General features: G+C 72.0%; 18 protein-coding genes. 14 read left to right on the top strand and 4 right to left on the bottom strand.

All coding sequences use genetic code 11. The annotated features are described in order from the left end of the window. Positions 1-41 precede the first annotated feature (41 nt). The 5 genes from IFT73_RS08780 (at position 42) to fbaA (ending at position 4,566) form a co-directional block, all read left to right on the top strand. Positions 42-731, top strand: coding sequence for a sortase domain-bontaining protein (locus tag IFT73_RS08780; protein ID WP_192167303.1), 690 nt, complete (start codon positions 42-44; stop codon positions 729-731). Between the two features lie 30 nt (positions 732-761). After that, the gene (pyrE, locus tag IFT73_RS08775; RefSeq protein WP_192167302.1) at positions 762-1,412 is read left to right on the top strand and encodes an orotate phosphoribosyltransferase; all 651 of its coding nucleotides are present in this window, start codon (positions 762-764) and stop codon (positions 1,410-1,412) included. Next, a complete protein-coding gene (locus IFT73_RS08770) occupies positions 1,409-2,032 on the top strand; it encodes a TrmH family RNA methyltransferase (RefSeq protein ID WP_192167301.1) in 624 nt (207 codons plus the stop codon). Before pyrE ends, IFT73_RS08770 begins: the two co-directional genes overlap by 4 nt. An 84-nt stretch (positions 2,033-2,116) precedes the next feature. Then, positions 2,117-3,481 carry an FAD-dependent oxidoreductase gene (locus tag IFT73_RS08765; RefSeq protein ID WP_192167300.1) on the top strand — a complete coding sequence of 455 codons (1,365 nt, stop codon included), beginning with the start codon at positions 2,117-2,119 and terminating at the stop codon, positions 3,479-3,481. A 65-nt stretch (positions 3,482-3,546) separates the two neighbouring features. After that, on the top strand, positions 3,547-4,566 hold the full coding sequence (gene fbaA / locus IFT73_RS08760; protein ID WP_192167299.1) for a class II fructose-bisphosphate aldolase: 1,020 nt from the start codon (positions 3,547-3,549) through the stop codon (positions 4,564-4,566). A 125-nt stretch (positions 4,567-4,691) separates the two neighbouring features. On the opposite strand, the gene IFT73_RS08755 is transcribed toward fbaA, so the two are convergent. After that, positions 4,692-5,657: a type IV toxin-antitoxin system AbiEi family antitoxin domain-containing protein gene (locus IFT73_RS08755; RefSeq protein ID WP_192167298.1), complete on the bottom strand. Its 966-nt coding sequence runs from the start codon at positions 5,655-5,657 to the stop codon at positions 4,692-4,694. Positions 5,658-5,874: 217 nt separating this feature from the next. Between IFT73_RS08755 and IFT73_RS08750 the strand changes: the two genes are divergently transcribed. After that, positions 5,875-6,288 carry a DUF3151 domain-containing protein gene (locus IFT73_RS08750; protein ID WP_192167297.1) on the top strand — a complete coding sequence of 138 codons (414 nt, stop codon included), beginning with the start codon at positions 5,875-5,877 and terminating at the stop codon, positions 6,286-6,288. 99 nt (positions 6,289-6,387) lie between these two features. On the opposite strand, the gene IFT73_RS19575 is transcribed toward IFT73_RS08750, so the two are convergent. After that, positions 6,388-7,278, bottom strand: a complete 891-nt coding sequence (locus IFT73_RS19575) for a YegS/Rv2252/BmrU family lipid kinase (protein WP_192167296.1) — start codon at positions 7,276-7,278, stop codon at positions 6,388-6,390. Between the two features lie 9 nt (positions 7,279-7,287). Then, positions 7,288-8,259 (bottom strand): DMT family transporter, encoded by a 972-nt coding sequence (locus tag IFT73_RS08740; RefSeq protein ID WP_192167295.1) that lies wholly within the window; start codon positions 8,257-8,259, stop codon positions 7,288-7,290. A 38-nt stretch (positions 8,260-8,297) separates the two neighbouring features. Between IFT73_RS08740 and IFT73_RS08735 the strand changes: the two genes are divergently transcribed. From IFT73_RS08735 to purD, 5 genes are all read left to right on the top strand, one after another. After that, positions 8,298-8,831 (top strand): CGNR zinc finger domain-containing protein, encoded by a 534-nt coding sequence (locus IFT73_RS08735; RefSeq protein ID WP_192167294.1) that lies wholly within the window; start codon positions 8,298-8,300, stop codon positions 8,829-8,831. An 88-nt stretch (positions 8,832-8,919) separates the two neighbouring features. After that, entirely contained in the window at positions 8,920-10,203 is a 1,284-nt protein-coding gene (locus IFT73_RS08730; protein WP_192167293.1) for an adenylosuccinate synthase, read from the top strand. A 145-nt stretch (positions 10,204-10,348) separates the two neighbouring features. Next, positions 10,349-11,479 (top strand): Ig-like domain-containing protein, encoded by a 1,131-nt coding sequence (locus tag IFT73_RS08725; protein WP_192167292.1) that lies wholly within the window; start codon positions 10,349-10,351, stop codon positions 11,477-11,479. Positions 11,480-11,679: 200 nt separating this feature from the next. After that, positions 11,680-12,618: a hypothetical protein gene (locus tag IFT73_RS08720; RefSeq protein WP_192167291.1), complete on the top strand. Its 939-nt coding sequence runs from the start codon at positions 11,680-11,682 to the stop codon at positions 12,616-12,618. Positions 12,619-12,708: 90 nt separating this feature from the next. Then, positions 12,709-13,965 carry a phosphoribosylamine--glycine ligase gene (gene purD, locus IFT73_RS08715; RefSeq protein WP_192167290.1) on the top strand — a complete coding sequence of 419 codons (1,257 nt, stop codon included), beginning with the start codon at positions 12,709-12,711 and terminating at the stop codon, positions 13,963-13,965. On the opposite strand, the gene IFT73_RS08710 is transcribed toward purD, so the two are convergent. Then, positions 13,962-15,356, bottom strand: coding sequence for an acyl-CoA synthetase (locus IFT73_RS08710; protein WP_192167289.1), 1,395 nt, complete (start codon positions 15,354-15,356; stop codon positions 13,962-13,964). The two genes, purD and IFT73_RS08710, sit on opposite strands and share 4 nt — an antisense overlap. Before the next feature lie 95 nt (positions 15,357-15,451). Here IFT73_RS08710 and purB point away from each other — a divergent pair, with 95 nt between their 5' ends. The 3 genes from purB to IFT73_RS08695 all read left to right on the top strand — a co-directional run bounded on the left by purB (position 15,452) and on the right by IFT73_RS08695 (position 18,195). Next, positions 15,452-16,873 carry an adenylosuccinate lyase gene (gene purB, locus IFT73_RS08705; protein ID WP_192167288.1) on the top strand — a complete coding sequence of 474 codons (1,422 nt, stop codon included), beginning with the start codon at positions 15,452-15,454 and terminating at the stop codon, positions 16,871-16,873. 62 nt (positions 16,874-16,935) lie between these two features. Continuing rightward, the gene (locus tag IFT73_RS08700; protein ID WP_192167287.1) at positions 16,936-17,322 is read left to right on the top strand and encodes a DUF3592 domain-containing protein; all 387 of its coding nucleotides are present in this window, start codon (positions 16,936-16,938) and stop codon (positions 17,320-17,322) included. A gap of 9 nt (positions 17,323-17,331) precedes the next feature. Beyond that, positions 17,332-18,195 carry a phosphoribosylaminoimidazolesuccinocarboxamide synthase gene (locus tag IFT73_RS08695; protein ID WP_192167286.1) on the top strand — a complete coding sequence of 288 codons (864 nt, stop codon included), beginning with the start codon at positions 17,332-17,334 and terminating at the stop codon, positions 18,193-18,195. Positions 18,196-18,246: the final 51 nt, after the last annotated feature.

Below are 18,246 nucleotides of genomic sequence, written 5' to 3'. Positions count from 1 at the left end.
CGGCCGGGCACGGCGGCGCCCCGGATGGGAGAATCCAACCCATGACCGCCACGATCGCGCCCACCGGGCCACCGCGACCGTCCCGTCCGGGGCCCGTGCGACGGATCGTCCTGCTGCTGGGCATCGCGATGATCCTGGCCGGCATCGGCTTCCTGCTGTTCTGCGCGTGGCAGTACTACGGCACCAACGTCATCGCCAAGCAGAAGCAGGCCGAGGTCAAGCAGGCGATCTCGAGCAGCTGGGACAACGGCGTGGACGGCGACGACGTCGGACTGCTGCGCGTCGAGCGGTTCGGCCGCGACTACGAGCAGCCGATCGTCAAGGGCTTCGGCGACAAGGCCCTGGCCTCGGGCGTCGGCTGGGACCCCAAGAGCGCCGACCCGGGCGAGATCGGCAACTTCGCGATCGCGGCCCATCGCGTCACGCACGGCGAGCCGTTCGCCAAGTTCCCCCAGCTCAAGAAGGGCGACGAGGTCGTCGTCGAGACGCGCCGCAGGATCTTCACGTACAAGCTGCGCAACTCCGGCACGTCCATCACGGTCGACTTCTCGGTCGGCTGGCCGCTGCAGCGCGTGCCCGACCCCGACGCGGCCGGCGAGCGTCCGACCGAGGCGGTCATCACGATGCTGACGTGCTCCGAGCTGTTCCACACCCGCAACCGCAGCGTCGTGATCGGCGACCTGGTCTCCACCGAGGACAAGCGCACCGGCAAGATCGTGACGGCCCTCTGACCGTCCGCACCGGGGCCTAGGGTGGTGCCCATGCACGACTACCAGCGCGACTTCATCGAGCTCGCCCTCGATCTCGAGGTGCTCCGCTTCGGCGAGTTCACCCTCAAGTCGGGGCGCACGTCGCCGTACTTCTTCAACGCGGGCCTGTTCAACACGGGCGCCCGGCTCGCGGACCTCGGTCGGTTCTACGCCGACGCCATCGTCGAGAGCGGTCTGGCGTTCGACGTCCTGATGGGCCCGGCCTACAAGGGCATCCCGATCGCGTCCGCGGCGGCGGTGCAGCTGTCGGCGCACCACGACCTCGACGTGCCGTGGTGCTTCAACCGCAAGGAGGCCAAGGACCACGGCGAGGGCGGGTCGATCGTCGGCTCCCCGCTGCAGGGCCGCACGCTGGTCGTCGACGACGTCATCACGGCCGGCACCGCGATCCGCGAGGTCGAGCAGATCGTGTCTGCCGCGGGCGCCACCCTGGCGGGCATCGTCGTCGCGGTCGACCGGCAGGAGCGGGGGGCGGGCAGCGAGCTGTCGGCGATCCAGGAGGTCGCGCGCGACTTCGACGTGCCGGTCGTCTCGATCATCACGTTCGACCAGATCATCGAGTTCGTCGAGCAGACCGGACGGCACGCCGAGCACCTCGGATCCGTGCGGGCCTACCGCGAGGAGTTCGGCGTCTCCGCATGAGCGAGCCGACCGGGCCCACGGAGCCGGTGGGCGTCGGGCCGTGGCCGGGGGAGTGGCCCGTCGGCGACCACTACGACCCCGAGCTGCTGGCCGACGGCGACCGGCGCAACGTCGTCGACGGCTACCGCTACTGGACGCTCGAGGCGATCGTCGCCGACCTCGACCGCCGCCGGCACCCCCTGCACGTCGCGATCGAGAACTGGCAGCACGACTTCAACATCGGCTCGATCGTGCGCACGGCCAACGCCTTCGCGGTGGCCGAGGTGCACATCGTGGGCCGCCGGCGCTGGAACCGTCGCGGCGCCATGGTGACCGACCGGTACCAGCACGTGCGGCACCACGAGTCGGTCGACGTCTTCGCGCGGTGGGCCGCGGGCGAGGCTCTGCCGGTGCTGGGCATCGACAACGTCGAGGGGTCGGTGCCGATCGAGTCGGCGACGCTGCCCGCGGCGTGCGTCCTGCTGTTCGGCCAGGAGGGCCCGGGGCTGTCGGCCGAGGCGCGGGAGGCCAGCGAGCAGACCCTGTCGATCGCGCAGTTCGGGTCGACGCGGTCGATCAACGCCGGCGCCGCCGCCGCGATCGCGATGCACGCCTGGATCCGTCAGCACGCCACCCCCTGACCCGCGAGCGGCGCAGGGCTGGCGGGCCGCGGTGCGGCAGCCGACCATCCTGCGCCACTCGTGGGGTGCCCCTAGGCTCGACGCATGAGCTCTCGCGTGGTCGTCATCGGTGGGGACGCGGCCGGCATGTCCGTCGCGTCGGGCGTCCGGAAGCGTCTGGGGGACGACGACGAGGTCATCGTCCTCGAGCGCGGCACCTGGACGTCGTACTCGGCCTGCGGCATCCCCTACTGGGTCGCCGGCGACGTCGACTCGGCCGACGACCTCGTCGCGCGATCGCCGGAGAAGCACCGCGAGAACGGCATCGACGTCCGCCTCGGCGTCGAGGCGACCGCGATCGATCCCGCGGCGCGGACGGTGTCGGTCCGCGACGGCGAGCCCGTGCCGTACGACCGCCTGGTGATCGCGACGGGCGCCGAGCCCCTGCGCCCCGACCTGCCGGGCATCGACGGCGGCGGCATCCACGGCGTCCAGTCGCTCGACGACGGCCAGGTGATCCTCGACGGGCTCGCGAAGCGGCCGCGGCACGTCGTCGTGGTGGGCAGCGGCTACATCGGGCTCGAGATGGCCGAGGCGTGCGTCGCGCGCGGCTTCGACACGACCGTCGTCGAACGGGCACCGACCGTCATGCCGATCATCGAGGCCGAGCTGGGCGACCAGGTCGCCGAGGCCATGAAGAAGCGCGGCATCCACCTGCGCACCGGCGTCGGCGTCGAGGGCTTCGCGCTCGACGACGCCGGTCGCGTCACGGGTGTCGAGACCGACGACGGCACGCTGCCGGCCGACCTGGTGATCCTCGGCCTGGGCGTGTCGGCGCGCTCGACGCTCGCGGACGCCGCAGGGCTCCCGCTCGGCGCGAAGGGCGGCATCGTCGTGGACGACCGGCAGCGGGTCGAGGGCTTCGACGACATCTGGGCCGCCGGCGACTGCGTCGTCACGCGCGACCGCACCACCGGAGAGCTGATCCACCTGCCGTTGGGCACGCACGCCAACAAGCAGGGCATGGTCGCGGCCGACAACATCGCCGCCGACCTCCTGGGCGAGGAGCCGCGGCTGACGTTCCCGGGCGTCGTGCAGACCGCGATCACCAAGTTCTGCTCGCTCGAGATCTCCCGCACCGGTCTGGGCGAGAAGCAGGCGCGCGACGCGGGCTTCGACCCCGTCGTGGTGTCGAAGGAGACGTCGAACTGGGCCGGCTACATGCCGGGGGCCGGCAGCATGACGGTGCTGATGGTCGCCGACCGGTCGACCCGGCGGCTGCTCGGCGCCCAGATCGTGGGCGCCGAGGACGCCGCGCTGCGCATCGACGTCGCGGCCACGGCCGTCGTCGCGGGGATGACCGTCGACGACGTCGTGATGCTCGACCTGGCGTACGCGCCGCCGTTCTCGTCGGTGTGGAGCCCGATCCAGGTCGCGGCGCGGGCCGCCGTCAAGGCGCTCGCAGGGTAGTCCGTCCCCGACGCGGATCAACTGGAATACTGGCGGGGCCGCCCCCTCTACCCACTGGAGTTCGCATGCCCGTCGCCACACCCGAGGTCTACGCCGAGATGCTCGACAAGGCCAAGCGCGAGTCGTACGCCTACCCGGCGATCAACGTCTCGTCGTCGCAGACCCTCAACGCCGCCCTCGCCGGGTTCGCCGAGGCCGAGAGCGACGGCATCATCCAGGTCTCGACGGGTGGCGCCGACTACTTCTCGGGCCCGACCGTCAAGAACATGGTCTCCGGCTCGCTCGCGTTCGCCGCCTTCGCCCAGGAGGTCGCCAAGAAGTACCCGGTCAACGTCGCGCTGCACACCGACCACTGCCCCAAGGACAAGCTGGACGACTTCGTGCGTCCGCTGATCGCCGCCTCGAAGGAGCGGGTCGACGCCGGCGGACTGCCGTACTTCCAGTCGCACATGTGGGACGGCTCGGCCGTGCCGCTCGACGAGAACCTGAAGATCGCGCAGGAGCTGCTGGCTGCCGCCGCGGCCGCCCGCATCATCCTCGAGGTCGAGATCGGCATCGTCGGCGGCGAGGAGGACGGCGTCGAGGGCGGCATGGGCGAGCACCTCTACACGACGCCCGAGGACGCGCTGGCCACGGCCGAGGCGCTGGGCCTCGGCGAGAAGGGCCGCTACCTGACGGCGCTGACCTTCGGCAACGTCCACGGCGTCTACAAGCCCGGCAACGTGACGCTGAAGCCCGAGATCCTGAAGGCCGCGCAGGAGGCCGTCGCCGGCAAGTACGGCAAGGAGTCGCCCTTCGACCTGGTGTTCCACGGCGGGTCGGGCTCGCTGCCCGAGGAGATCTCGGCGGCCGTCGACTACGGCGTCGTCAAGATGAACGTCGACACCGACACGCAGTACGCGTTCACGCGTCCGATCGCGGGCTGGATGCTCAGCAACTACGACGGCGTCCTGAAGGTCGACGGCGAGGTCGGCAACAAGAAGCAGTACGACCCCCGCGCGTGGGGCAAGGCCGCCGAGGCCGGCATGTCCGCCCGCGTGGCCGAGGCGTGCACGGCCCTGCGGAGCGCCGGCACCTCGCTCTGACCCCTGGGTCGCGGATTCCCAGGTTCACCCCGGAAGCTATCGGGGTGAACCTGGGAATCTGTCACGTCACCCCTGGTGCAACGGTGGTGACGTGCCGGATCTCGGTGGGACGACCGGCGTCGACGTCAGGCGATGTGCCGCGCGTAGAGGGACCGCGACCGTTCGAGGTCGCCCCGCAGCCGTCCCATCGTGGCCTCCACCGCGCGCTCGCCGAGGTCGACCCAGACGAGACGCGTCAGGCCCCACAGCTCGGCGCGCACGAGGTCCTCGCGCCGCTTCTCGTCGAAGACGGTCTCGAAGCCCTCGGGGCTGAAGGTGCCGTCGAACTTGATGCGGCCGTCGAACTCCGCGAGGTGGCGGTAGAGCTCCCACGCGAAGTCGGTGCGTGCCACGACCAGACCATGGGCGTCGCGGACGCGGAACTGCAGGTCGGGGCGCGGGATGCCGTGCTTCCAGAAGAGGTACCGGCTGCGTGACTCGCCCGGCGACTCCGACCGTCCGTCGGCCAGGCTGAGGGCGAGTCGACCCGAGCGCGAACCGCGCCACGTCCGGAACTGCGCGGCCGTCTCGCCGAGCGACTCGGCCGTGACGAGCCCGCGGTGCAGCGCGGCATCGGTCGACACCAGCGCGGACTCCGGGTTCTGCTCGCACGCCAGCTCCCAGACGCACCGCTCGGGACGGGACACGAGGACGCCGTCGACCTCGACGACATCTGACTCGTCGAGGTGGCCGACGTGGTGCTGGACGTGCGCCTCGTGACGTCCGCGCCCCCGGTCGAGCCGGGTCACGTGCACCTCGTCGAGCGGCGCGCCCCACATCGCGATGCCGTGGACGGCGGCCGCCGACTGATGGGTCAGCACCACCGCACCGCGGTGGCGGTGGAACACCGCGCGGCTCCGCGCGGCCAGCTTGGCCTCGTCGTCGAGGGCCCGGTAGGCCGGCGCGGGGGCGTAGAGCCCGGCCCCGACGCGGGTCAGGACGCCGGCCCTGATGGCGTCCCTGATGTCGCGGTCGCCGTACCCGCTGTCGAGGATCTCGGGGCGGGTGATGAAACCGCGGTCGTGGGCCCGGCGCATGAGGTGGTCGTCCATGCCTCGATCGTCGAGTTCGGTCGGCGGCCCCGGAAGTGCGTCGGCGCCTCCTGTGGAGACCCGTGCCCGGTGCTCGTCGCTGTGGACGTCGGACGTCACCCACACGTCCCGCACCTCACCCCTGGTGCTCGCTGGGTCCAGCGCCAGATTCCCAGGTTCACCCCGGAAGCTCTCGGGGTGAACCTGGGAATCTGGGCGGGCCTGACAGGATGAGGGCATGACGAACCTGTTCGGCGAACCGCCCGCCACGCTCCTGCCCGAAGATCCCGGCGCCGCCGAGCTCGCCGCCGGCGACAGCCCGCAGACCGTCGCGTCGCTGCACCCCGACTCGGCGCTCGCCTGGGTCACGCTGGCCGAGCTCGCGCTCGCCGAGGGCCGCGACCTCGAGGGCTACGCCTTCGTGCGCACGGGCTACCACCGCTCGCTCGACCTGCTGCGCCGCAACGGCTGGAAGGGCCACGGTCCGCTGCCGTGGGAGCACGAGCCCAACCGCGCGTTCCTGCGCTCGCTCGCCGCGCTCGCCGACGCGTCCGAGCGTCTCGGCGACGAGGGCGAGGCACACCGCTGCCGCGAGTTCCTGCACGAGTCGAGCCCCGAGGGCTACGCCGAGCTCGTCACCCGCACCGCCTGAGACCGTCTGCCCGCGGCAGACCGCGTCCGCCCGGGGGAACCTTCCCCCGGGCGGACGCGGTTCACCACGGGACCGTGGTGAACCGCGGAGGGTGGGGCGTCAGGGGACGTACATCATCAGGACGCCCGGCTCGATGCGCCACGCGTGGCGCGTCGAGGCCTCGGTGAGCTCGCCGTCGCTGGTGCACCGCAGCGCGTCGCCCTGCACCTCGATCGTGCTGCCGCGCAGGTAGACGACGTCGTCGCGGCGGTGGTGCTCGCCGCGGCGGACGCTGAATGCGTACGCGATGCGGCGTCGCGGCGACTCGGTGTACGACACCGACACGTCGATCAGCCCGTCGGACGGGTCGGCGCGCGGCAGCAGGGGAGCGCCGCCCCCGACGTAGCGGCCGTTGCCGATCGCGACCTGGATGACGGGCTCCTTGCGGGTCAGGGTCTGGCCGTCGACCGTGACGCGCAGGCGCGCCCCCGGCGTCGTGAGGCCCTTCAGCCCCGTGATGGCCGCACCGACGGCGTAGCCGACGGGGCCGAGCGCCTTCTTGTAGGGCTTGGCCGCCGCGGCCGCCTCCGCACCGATGCCGATGTGCGCCGCGTTGACGACGACGTCGTCGTCACCGTCGATCACCAGGTCGATGGCCTTGGTGGTGCCCCTGACGACCACCCGCGCCGCGGCGGCGGGCTCCTCGGGCAGGCCGAGCGTCGCGGCGAAGTCGTTGCCGGTGCCGAGCGGCACCAGCCCGACCGTCAGGTCGCCGAGGCGGCCGGCGTCGCGGATCGCCTGGACGACGGCGTGCAGGCTGCCGTCGCCGCCGAGCACGACGACGCCGTCGAGCGCCGGCCGGCTCGCGAGCGCCTCGGCGAGGTCGTCGGGGCTGGACGTCCGCACGAGCTCGACGTCGGCCTCGCCCGTGAGGGCCGCGACCACCTCGTCGACCGCGGCGTCGTCGGAGCTGCCGGCGTCGGCGTTGGCGATGGCGAGGAGAGAGGGCACCCCCGCACCCTACGGGGCCGTGCCAGGCGCCGCAGGGGCGTCGAGCCGGGGCTCGCCCAGCTTGACCCCGACGACGCCGAGCAGGATCAGCGCCCCGCCCAACAGCTGGACGGCCCGGGGCGTCTCGGCGAGCAGCAGCCACGCGAACGCCACGCCGAACACGGCCTCGGCCAGCCCGACGAACGAGCCGAGGCGCGACCCCAGCCGGCGGCTGCCCTCGATGCTGAGGACGTAGGCGAGCCCGGCCGTCACGGCGCCGAGGACGAGCATGGGCCCCCACCACGGCCACATCGAGCCGGCGAGCTCGACGTCGGCGGTCGAGGCGGCCAGCGGGATGATGCCGACGATCCCGCCGAGCAGCAGCGCGAGCCCGCCGAACGTCAGGCCGCCGGCGGCCAGGGCGATGCCGGGCAGGCCGTTGTCCTCGTCGGCCGACATGACCCAGTAGACCGCGGCGCAGATCATGGCCGCGAAGGCCCACGCCAGCCCGACGAGGTCGATCGCGGCGCCCGACGTCAGGTCGAGCACCAGGAAGAGCCCCGCGATCGCGAGCACCGCGCCGATCGCGGTCAGACGCGACGGACGCTGGTGGTGGCGCCACCACATCCACGCCAGCACCGCGACGGGGCACGTGAACTCGATCAGCAGCGCGACGCCGACCTGCAGGTGGTCGACGGCGTTGAAGTAGGCCAGCTGCACGCCCGCCACGGCGACCAGGCCGTACGCGGCGACGAGCCAGAGGTTGGCGCGCAGCAGGTGCCATCGGCCCCGCAGGGCGACGGCGGCCGGTGCCGCGAGGATCGCAGCGGCGAGCAGCACCCGGACCGTGACGGCGGACCCGGGCGACCATCCGGCCGCGATGAGGCCCTTGGCCATCGGGCCCGACATCGCGAACGACGCCGCGCCGGCGACCGCGAAGGCGATCCCGGACGAGGTGCGGGACGGGCCGGCGAGCTCGATGTCATGGGTCACAGCGGTCATGGCATGTGACACTAGGGCGTGGCCTGTAAGGTGTCAACATGGTCTTCGCTCATGACACCGAAGCAGCCCTCGTGGCGGCCGTGGCGCTCGCGAACTCGGCCGAGGAACCCGACACCCTCGTCTCGACCGAGCAGGTCGGGGAGTTCATCGCCGAGCAGGGCTACACCGGACGGTTCGACGGCGACCGGGCCGAGCTCGACGAGCTGCGCGAGCTGCGACCCGTGCTGCGGCGCCTGCTCACGAGCGATCGCGACGAGGCCGTCGGTCTCGTCAACGAGCTGCTGCGCGAGGCCGGCGCGCTGCCGCAGCTCGTGCGCCACGGCGCCATGGACTGGCACCTGCACGCCGTCGAGGACGAGCGCCCCTTCGCGACCCGCATCGTCGTCGAGACCGCGATGGCGATGATCGACGTCATCCGCGCCGACGAGATGTCGCGGCTGGGCGTCTGCGCCGACGACGACTGCGGCGGGCTGGTGCTCGACCTGTCGCGCAACCGGTCCCGACGCTTCTGCAGCACCGCGTGCGGCAACCGCGCCGCCGTCGCCGCGTACCGGGCGCGGCAGTCCGGCTAGCCCCGCGCGCCGCCGATCTCCGCTAGGGTGAACCGGTAAGAGCCCCGCGAGAACGGGGCTTGTCGCATGTGTGAGGGTGGTGCATCCCATGCCCGCAGTCGTCATCGTCGGAGCCCAGTGGGGCGACGAAGGCAAGGGCAAGGCCACGGACATCCTGGGTAGTCGCGTCGACTACGTGGTGAAGTTCAACGGTGGCAACAACGCGGGCCACACGGTGGTGATCGGCGACCAGAAGTACGCCCTCCACCTGCTGCCCAGCGGCATCCTGAGCCCCGGGTGCGTCCCGGTCATCGGCAACGGCGTCGTGGTCGACCTGAAGGTGCTGTTCGAGGAGATCGACGGCCTCGAGGAGCGCGGCATCGACACGTCCAAGCTCGTCATCAGCGCCAACGCGCACGTCATCGCCGACTACAACCGGACGATGGACAAGGTCGCCGAGCGCTTCCTGGGCAGCCGCAAGATCGGCACGACCGGACGCGGCATCGGCCCGACCTACGCCGACAAGATGAACCGCCTCGGCATCCGCGTGCAGGACCTGTTCGACGAGAAGATCCTGCGCCAGAAGGTCGAGGGCGCGCTCGAGCTCAAGAACCAGATCCTGAGCAAGATCTACAACCGCCGCTCGGTCGAGGTCGACGAGGTCGTCGAGGAGCTGCTGACGTACGTCGACCGCCTCCGTCCGATGGTCGCCGACACGCCGCTGCTGCTGCACGACGCGCTGCGCGACGGCAAGACCGTGCTGCTCGAGGCCGGCCAGGCCACGCTGCTCGACGTCGACCACGGCACCTACCCGTTCGTCACGTCGTCCTCGGCGACCACGGGTGGCGCGTGCACCGGCTCGGGCATCGCTCCCACCGAGATCACCCGGGTCATCGGCATCGTCAAGGCGTACGCGACCCGCGTCGGCGAGGGCCCCTTCCCGACCGAGCTGTTCGACGACGACGGCGAGCGCCTGCGCGCCAACGGTGCCGAGTTCGGCACGACGACCGGACGGCCGCGCCGCTGCGGCTGGTACGACGCGCCGATCGCGCGCTACGCCGCCCGCATCAACGGTGTCACCGACTTCGTCCTGACCAAGCTCGACGTCCTGACCGGATGGGACGAGATCCCCGTGTGCGTCGCGTACGACGTCGACGGTGAGCGGGTCGACGAGATGCCGATGACGCAGACGGGCTTCCACCACGCCAAGCCGATCTACGAGATGTTCCCCGGCTGGCACGAGGACATCTCCGGTGCGCGCGTGTTCGACGACCTGCCGCAGGCGGCGCAGGACTACGTGCTGGCGCTCGAGAAGATCTCCGGCGCGCGCATCTCGACGATCGGCGTCGGCCCCGACCGCGAGCAGTCGATCGTCCGTCACGACCTGCTCTGACGGTCCGGTCGCCGGACGCGATTGGGCCTGCGGGGGCGGGTGTGATCCACTGGGGTCAGCCTGTCTCGCGATCGAGCCGAGGTGGGTGCGCCGATCACCGGCAATCCTCCGGGGGGTCCGGGGGGATCGATTGCAAGGGATTCACATGACTCAACTCATCACCACGCGCCGCGCAGGGGCGGGTGTCGCCATCGGCGCCCTCGTCACCTCGGCACTGCTGTTCACCCCGTCCGCCCAGGCGGCCGACGCGATCGCCGACGTCCGCGAGTCGCAGATCGCCAAGAACGGCACCACGACGTTCGGCTGGTACCAGGCCGACGCCGCCGGGACCAACCAGATCACCAACGACGGCCTCGAGCTCGCGGGCACGTCGCGCGTCCTGAACGGCTACCCGGCCGGGTCGACGGTCAAGCTGGCCGCCCTCTCGACCGCCCAGGTCGAGCGCGCGTCCGGCACCGCGGCGTCGTTCGTGCTGCTGCTGTCGGACGACGCGATCGCCGGCGGCCCCGCGACGCTGCGCCCCTCGTCGACCGCCGGCGAGTTCACCACCGACACGGCGATCGGCGACATCCCCGCCGGCGACTCGGCGACGATCGACGAGATCGGCGCGCAGGTCAAGGACGACTACACCGTGAACGCCTTCGGCGTCGACGCGTCGGGTGGCACGAGCACCGTCAAGAGCATCGCCTTCGACGGCACGACCTACCTGTTCAAGAACACCGCGCCCAGCACCCCGAGCCCGACGGTCTCGACGCGCATCGAGACGCCGCTGACGGTCACGCTGGCCGCCTCCGACGTCGACGGCAACGAGCTGACGTACTCCGTCGGCGGCCCGGTGGGCGGAACCGTGTCGGCGACCGGCACGACCGCGACGTTCACGCCCGCCCGCGGGTTCAAGGGCAACGCTGCCTTCACCTACACCGTGACGGACGGCCGCGGCGGCTCGTCGACGGGCACCGTGACGGTCAAGGTCGAGAAGTTCAAGGGCAAGGCGACGATCTACCGGATCCACCCGAGCCGTCCGTCCGTGCGCAGCACGGTCTCGGTCTACGCGGTCATCCAGGTCGACGGCCGGCCCGCGGCCCAGGGCACGACGGTCCACGGCTACGCCAAGGGCAAGAAGGTCGTGACGGGCAAGGTCAACAGCACGGGCAAGGTCAAGCTGCGCCTGCCGAACAAGCTGCCGGCCGGCAAGGCGACGCTGAAGGTCGTCCAGTCCGGCTCGTCGAAGATCAACGGCGGCAGCTCCTCCGTCGCGGTCCGCGTTCGCAAGTAGTCGACGCCGCGCGACACGAGGGCCCCACCGGGTGCGGGTGGGGCCCTTCGCGCGTCACGCATCGGGACGAGTGTCCAACTTTTTGGAGACAGACCGTCCATTCGAGTCACAATGTCTCGGATGTGTGGTCACATGGGAGAGCCAGGTCACTGGCCGACAGCGGACGAAGCCGTCCGTCGCACCTACAGCAAGGAACTCCCATGACCCGTACCGCCACCCGCCGCTCCGGCGCCGTCGCCGGCATCGGCGCGCTCGTCGCCTCGGCCCTCGTCCTCGCGCCCGCCGCGCAGGCCGCCACGACCGTCAACGTCACCAACGCCGAGGTCAAGCCCACCGCGGCCGTCTACACCGCCTGGCACCAGGGATACGACAACAACCCGACCGGAGCCAAGGTCACCGTGAAGGGTCTGGAGCTCTCGAACGGCCCCTCGCAGGTCATCAAGGGGTACGCCGACAACGACGCGACGATCGCGCCGAACGCGGCGAACCGCAACTTCGACCTGGCGTCGAAGATCACCGCCGCCGACTTCACGACGACCGTCGGCACGGCCAACCTGCAGGTGCCGCTGCGCAGCACCGCGATCGCGGGCAACCAGTTCGCCACGATCCGCAGCCTCGACGACGACGGCAGCCGCATCAAGCTGACCGACGAGTGGGCGTCCAGCAAGGCGATCGGCAGCATCCCCGCCAACCAGCCGACCCCGCTGCGTGACATCATCGCCGCGCTCGGACCGGACTACAAGGTCATCGGCTTCGGCGTCCAGTCCGACAAGCCCGCCACCGTCACCGACATCACGTGGGACGGCACGACGTACACGTTCAAGGAGCCCGTCGTCCAGCAGGTCTCGGCCGCGAAGTTCTACAAGTTCTCGCCCAAGTCGGGCAAGATCACGACCAAGAACACGGTCAACGTCTACGTGCAGGTCACGGTCGACGGCAAGCAGGCCCCGCGCGGCCTCAAGGTCGACGGCTACGCCAAGGGCAAGAAGGTCGCCTCCGGCACCGTCAACAGCATCGGCAAGATCAAGCTGAGCCTCGGCAAGCTGCCCAAGGGCAAGTCGACGCTGAAGGTCACGGTCGTCGGCACCGACACGATCAAGCCCGTCAGCATCTCGCGCGCGGTGACGGTCAAGAAGTAGCACCCACCACCCGCTGAGGGGCCCCGACCACGAGGTCGGGGCCCCTCGTCGCGTCCGGGGGCCCCGCCCGTCCCACTAGAGTGGCGTCCCGTGAAGACCCTCGTCATCGGCACCGGCGGCCGCGAGCACGCCCTGGCCCTCGCCCTGTCCCGCGACCCGCAGGTCACCGAGGTGCACGCCGCGCCCGGCAACCCCGGCATCGCCGACGTGGCCACGCTGCACCCCGTCGACCCCCTCGACGGGGACGCCGTCGCGGCCCTCGCGACCTCGTTGCAGGTCGACCTCGTCGTGGTCGGGCCCGAGGGGCCGCTCGTCGCGGGCGTCGCCGACGCCGTCCGGGCCGCCGGCATCGCGTGCTTCGGCCCGTCCAGGGAGGCCGCGCAGATCGAGGGGTCGAAGGCGTTCGCCAAGCAGGTCATGGCCGCCGCCGAGGTGCCCACCGCGCTGGCCCACGTGTGCGAGACGCCCCAGCAGGTCGTCGACGCTCTCGACGCCTTCGGCCCGCCCTACGTCGTCAAGGACGATGCGCTGGCAGCCGGCAAGGGCGTCGTCGTGACCGACGACCGCCAGGCCGCGATCGACCACGCGGCGGGCTGTGACCGCGTCGTGATCGAGGAGTTCCTCGACGGTCCCGAGGTGTCGCTGTTCGCGATCACCGACGGCGAGACCGTGCTGCCGCTGCAGCCCGCCCAGGACTTCAAGCGCGCCCTCGACGGCGACGACGGACCCAACACCGGCGGCATGGGCGCCTACACGCCGCTGCCGTGGGCGCCGGACGACCTCGTGGCCGAGGTGTCCCGCCGCGTGCTGGTGCCGACGGTCGAGGAGATGGCCCGCCGTGGCACGCCCTTCCAGGGACTGCTCTACGCGGGGCTGGCGCTGACGAGCCGGGGCGTGCGGGTCATCGAGTTCAACGCCCGCTTCGGCGACCCCGAGACGCAGTCGATCCTGTCGATGCTGCGCACGCCGCTGTCGGCGCTGCTGCACGGCGCCGCGACGGGCACCCTGGGCGAGGTCGGCCTGCCGCAGTGGGACCGGGCGTCGTCCGTGACGGTCGTCGTCGCGTCGGAGGGCTACCCCGAGTCGCCCGTCACGGGAGACGAGATCACCGGGGTCGACGCCGCGAACGCGCTCGACGGGGTCGACGTCATCCACGCCGGGACCGCGGTCGTCGACGGACGGCTCGTGACGGCGGGCGGACGCGTGCTGTCGGTGACGGCGGTCGGCGCCGACCTCGCCGAGGCCCGCGAGCGCGCGTACGCCGGGGTCGACCGCATCGCGATCCGCGGCGGGCGCCACCGCACCGACATCGCCCGCACCGCGGCGGAGGACGCCGCGCGGGCCTAGCCGAGCTGGGTCTTCTGCACCTTGCCCATGGCATTGCGGGGCAGGCTGTCGACGAAGACGACCTGCCGGGGCCGCTTGTGCCACGACAGCTGCGAGGCGACGAGCTCGACCAGCTCGTCGGCCAGACCGTCGCGGGCCGGTCCGTCGGTGACGACGAAGGCCGCGACGCGCTGCCCGAGGTCGTCGTCCGGCAGGCCCACGACGGCGACCTCCTCGACCGCGGGGTGGTCGAGAAGCGCCGCCTCGATCTCGCCGGTGCCGATGCGGTAACCGCCCGACTTCACCAGGTCGGTCGACGCGCGCCCGACCAGGCGGTGGAAGCCGTGCGCGTCGCGCGTCGCGAGGTCGCCGGTGACGAACCAGCCGTCGTCGGTCCACGTCTCGGCGGTCGCCTCCGGCCGTCCCAGGTAGCCGTCGAAGAGCATCGGACCGCGCACCTCGAGCCGGCCGATGCTCTCGCCGTCGGGGGCGACCTGCTCGCCCGTGTGCTCGGCCAGGACGCGGGTCTCGGCGCCCAGCACCGGCGTGCCGACCCAGCCGGGACGTCGCTCGCCGTCGACGCGGGTGCTGAGGGTGATCATGGTCTCGGTCATGCCGTAGCGCTCGATCGGCGCGTGCCCCGTGAGCGCGGCGAGACCGTCGAACACCGAGACGGGCAGGGGTGCGCTGCCCGAGACGAGCAGGCGGGCGCCGGCGAGGGCGCGAGCCGACGCCTCGTCCTTGACGACGCGCGACCACACCGTCGGCACCGCGAAGTACATCGACCCCTTCGCAGCGGCGTAGCGCTCGGGCCGGGGTGTCACGGTGTGCACGACCCGCGAGCCGACGCGCAGGCTGCCCAGCACCCCGAGGATCAGCCCGTGCGTGTGGAACAGGGGCAGACCGTGCACCACGACGTCGTCGGGCGTCCACGCCCACGCGTCGGCGAGCGCGTCGAGCCCCGCGGCGAGCGCGCCGTGGCCCATCTCGACGCCCTTGGGCGATCCCGTCGTGCCGGAGGTGTAGACGATCATCGCGGCGCCCTCGGGTGGTGAGGTCGGGAGCGTCCGTCGGGCGGTCCCGTCCCACACGTCGAGCCGCGGCAGGTCGACGGACGGCCTGGCCTCGCCGACCCAGGTCGTGGCGGCCGAGTCGCGCAGCACGTGCGCCAGCTCGGCCGGACCGGAGTCGGGCGGCACCGGAACCACCGGGACGCCGGCCAGCAGGCACCCGACGACGGCCACCACGGTGTCGAGGGACGCCGTCGCGTCGACCGCGACCGGGCCGTCGTCGGGCAGCGAGGCGCCGAAGCGGGTCGCGGCGGCCAGCAGGTCGGCCCGCGAGAGCGACGCGTCGCCGACGGTCACGGCGGCCTCGAGGTCGTCGGGGCCGTCGAGGGAGGTCAGCAGCACGGGACGCCCTTTCGTCGGTGGTCGTGGTCGAGACGATAGCCGCGTCGCCGGAGGGTGAGCGACGAACCCACTGCGGCCGCAGGGACAATGGTGCCGTGACCACACCCAACGTCCTCGCCAGTCGCTACGCCTCGCCCGAGATCGCCCGCATCTGGTCGCCCGAGCACAAGATCGTGCTCGAGCGCCGCCTGTGGATCGCGGTCCTGCGGGCGCAGAAGGACCTCGGCGTCGAGACGCCCGACGGCGTCATCGAGGCGTACGAGGCCGTCGTCGACCAGGTCGACCTCGCCTCGATCGCCGAGCGCGAGAAGGTCACGCGCCATGACGTGAAGGCGCGCATCGAGGAGTTCGCGGCGCTGGCGGGCACCGAGCACATCCACAAGGGCATGACGTCACGCGACCTGACCGAGAACGTCGAGCAGCTGCAGATCAAGGCCTCCCTCGAGGTCATGCGCGACCGCGCCGTCGCGACGCTCGCGCGGCTCGGCCGCCTCGCGACCGAGCACGCCGAGCTCGTCATGGCGGGCCGCAGCCACAACGTCGCGGCGCAGGCGACCACGCTCGGCAAGCGCTTCGCGACGGTGGCCGACGAGCTGCTCTACGCCGTCTCGCGGCTCGACGACCTGCTCGCGCGCTACCCGCTGCGCGGCATCAAGGGCCCCGTCGGCACGGCGCAGGACCAGCTCGACCTGCTCGGCGGCGACGAGGCCAGGCTCGTCGACCTCGAGCAGCGCGTCGCGCGCCACCTCGGCTTCGACACGGTGCTGACGAGCGTCGGCCAGGTCTACCCGCGCTCGCTCGACTACGACGTCGTGACGGCGCTGGCACAGCTGTCGGCCGCGCCGTCGAACCTCGCCACGACGATCCGCCTGATGGCCGGCAACGAGATCGTCACCGAGGGCTTCAAGGCCGGCCAGGTCGGCTCGAGCGCGATGCCGCACAAGATGAACACCCGCTCGTGCGAGCGCGTCAACGGCCTGGCCGTGATCCTGCGCGGCTACGTGTCGATGGTCGGCGAGCTGGCCGGCGACCAGTGGAACGAGGGCGACGTGTCGTGCTCGGTCGTGCGTCGCGTCGCGCTGCCCGACGCGTTCTACGCCGCCGACGGCCTGTTCGAGACCTTCCTGACGGTCCTCGACGAGTTCGGCACGTTCCCGGCCGTCATCCAGCGCGAGCTCGACCGCTACCTGCCGTTCCTGTCGACGACCAAGGTGCTGATGGCCGCCGTCCGGCAGGGCCGCGGCCGCGAGTCGGCGTACGACGCCGTCAAGCAGCACGCCGTCGCCGTCGCGCTCGAGATGCGCGAGCAGGGGGCCGCCGAGAACGACCTGTTCGCGCGGCTCGCCGCCGACGAGCGGCTCGGGCTGTCGGAGGCCGACCTCGCGAGCCTCGTGGCCTCGCCGATCGAGTTCACGGGGGCCGCGGTCAGCCAGGTGCGCTCCGTCGTGGCCCGCGTCGAGCAGCTCGTCGCCGAGCGCCCCGAGGCCGCCGCCTACACGCCGGGCTCGATCCTCTAGTCCCGTCCCGCCCGGTCGCCCGCCGTGCTGCGGCCACGCCCGGGCGCGCCTACGCTCGTGACGTGTCGGTCTCCCTGTTCCCGTTCGGCCTGCTGCTCGTGGGCGGCTGGCTCGTCTGGTGGGGGCTGCGGCGACGGCGGTCGCTGGGCCGGGTGCCGACCGACTGGCGGCGGGTTCCGGGCACCGTGATCGACGTCGGCGACGGCGTCAAGGTCCCGCCGCGCATCGAGTACCGCATCCCCGACGGGCGCCGCCTGAGGGTGCCGGGGCCGCTCGCCACGCCGTTCGCGGTGGGCGACGAGGTGTCGGTGCTGCTCGACCCGGCCGACCCCCGCCGGGCACGGCTCGACGTCACCGAGCAGGAGGCCGTCCGGCTCGTGCGGATCCTGCTCGCGACGGGCGGGGTGCTGGTCGTCGCGGGCGCCGTCATCGGGATCGTCCTGCTCTAGGCTGTCGGCGTGCCACTCGACATCCCTGGAGCCACCCACCTGCACTCGGGCAAGGTCCGCGACCTCTACGAGGTCGCCGACGGCCGTCTGCTGATGGTCGCGTCCGACCGCATCTCGGCCTTCGACCACGCGCTCGAGCCCGGCATCCCCGACAAGGGCGAGATCCTGACCCGCATGTCGCTGTGGTGGTTCGACCAGCTGGCCGACCTCGTCCCGAACCACGTCGTCTCGACCGACGTCCCCGACGCCGTGCGCGGACGTGCGCTGGTCGTCGAGAAGCTCGACATGTTCCCGGTCGAGTGCGTCGTGCGCGGGTACCTGACCGGCTCCGGCCTGCTCGACTACCAGGCGACCGGAGAGGTCTGCGGCGTGCCGCTGCCCGCCGGGCTGGTCGACGGCGACCGCCTCCCCGAGCCGATCTTCACGCCCGCCACGAAGGCCGACCTCGGCGAGCACGACGAGAACGTCTCGTTCGAGCAGGTCGTCGACACGATCGGGGCGGAGTCGGCGACGGCCCTGCGCGACCTGACGCTGCAGGTCTACGCCCGTGCCGAGCAGGTCGCGCGCGAGCGCGGCATCATCCTGGCCGACACCAAGCTCGAGTTCGGCACGCGCGCCGACGGCACGATCGTGCTGGGCGACGAGGTGCTGACCCCCGACTCGTCCCGCTTCTGGCCCGCCGACGACTGGCAGCCGGGACGCGCGCAGGCCTCGTTCGACAAGCAGATCGTCCGCAACTGGCTGCTGTCGCCCGAGAGCGGGTGGGACCGTGCGGGCGACGCCGCGCCCCCGACGCTGCCCGCCGAGATCGTCGAGCGCACCCGCGACCGGTACGTGCAGGCCTTCGAGACGCTGTCCGGTGAGACGTTCTGACCGACCGCCGGGCTGACGTACTCGCCGGTAGGTAGGCTGCAGAGACCGTCG

This window comes from Aeromicrobium sp. CFBP 8757 (assembly GCF_014841755.1).
Taxonomy (GTDB): Bacteria; Actinomycetota; Actinomycetes; order Propionibacteriales; family Nocardioidaceae; genus Aeromicrobium.
Note: the sequence above shows the minus strand (reverse complement) of the source record. Positions and strands in the feature narration are given on the sequence as shown.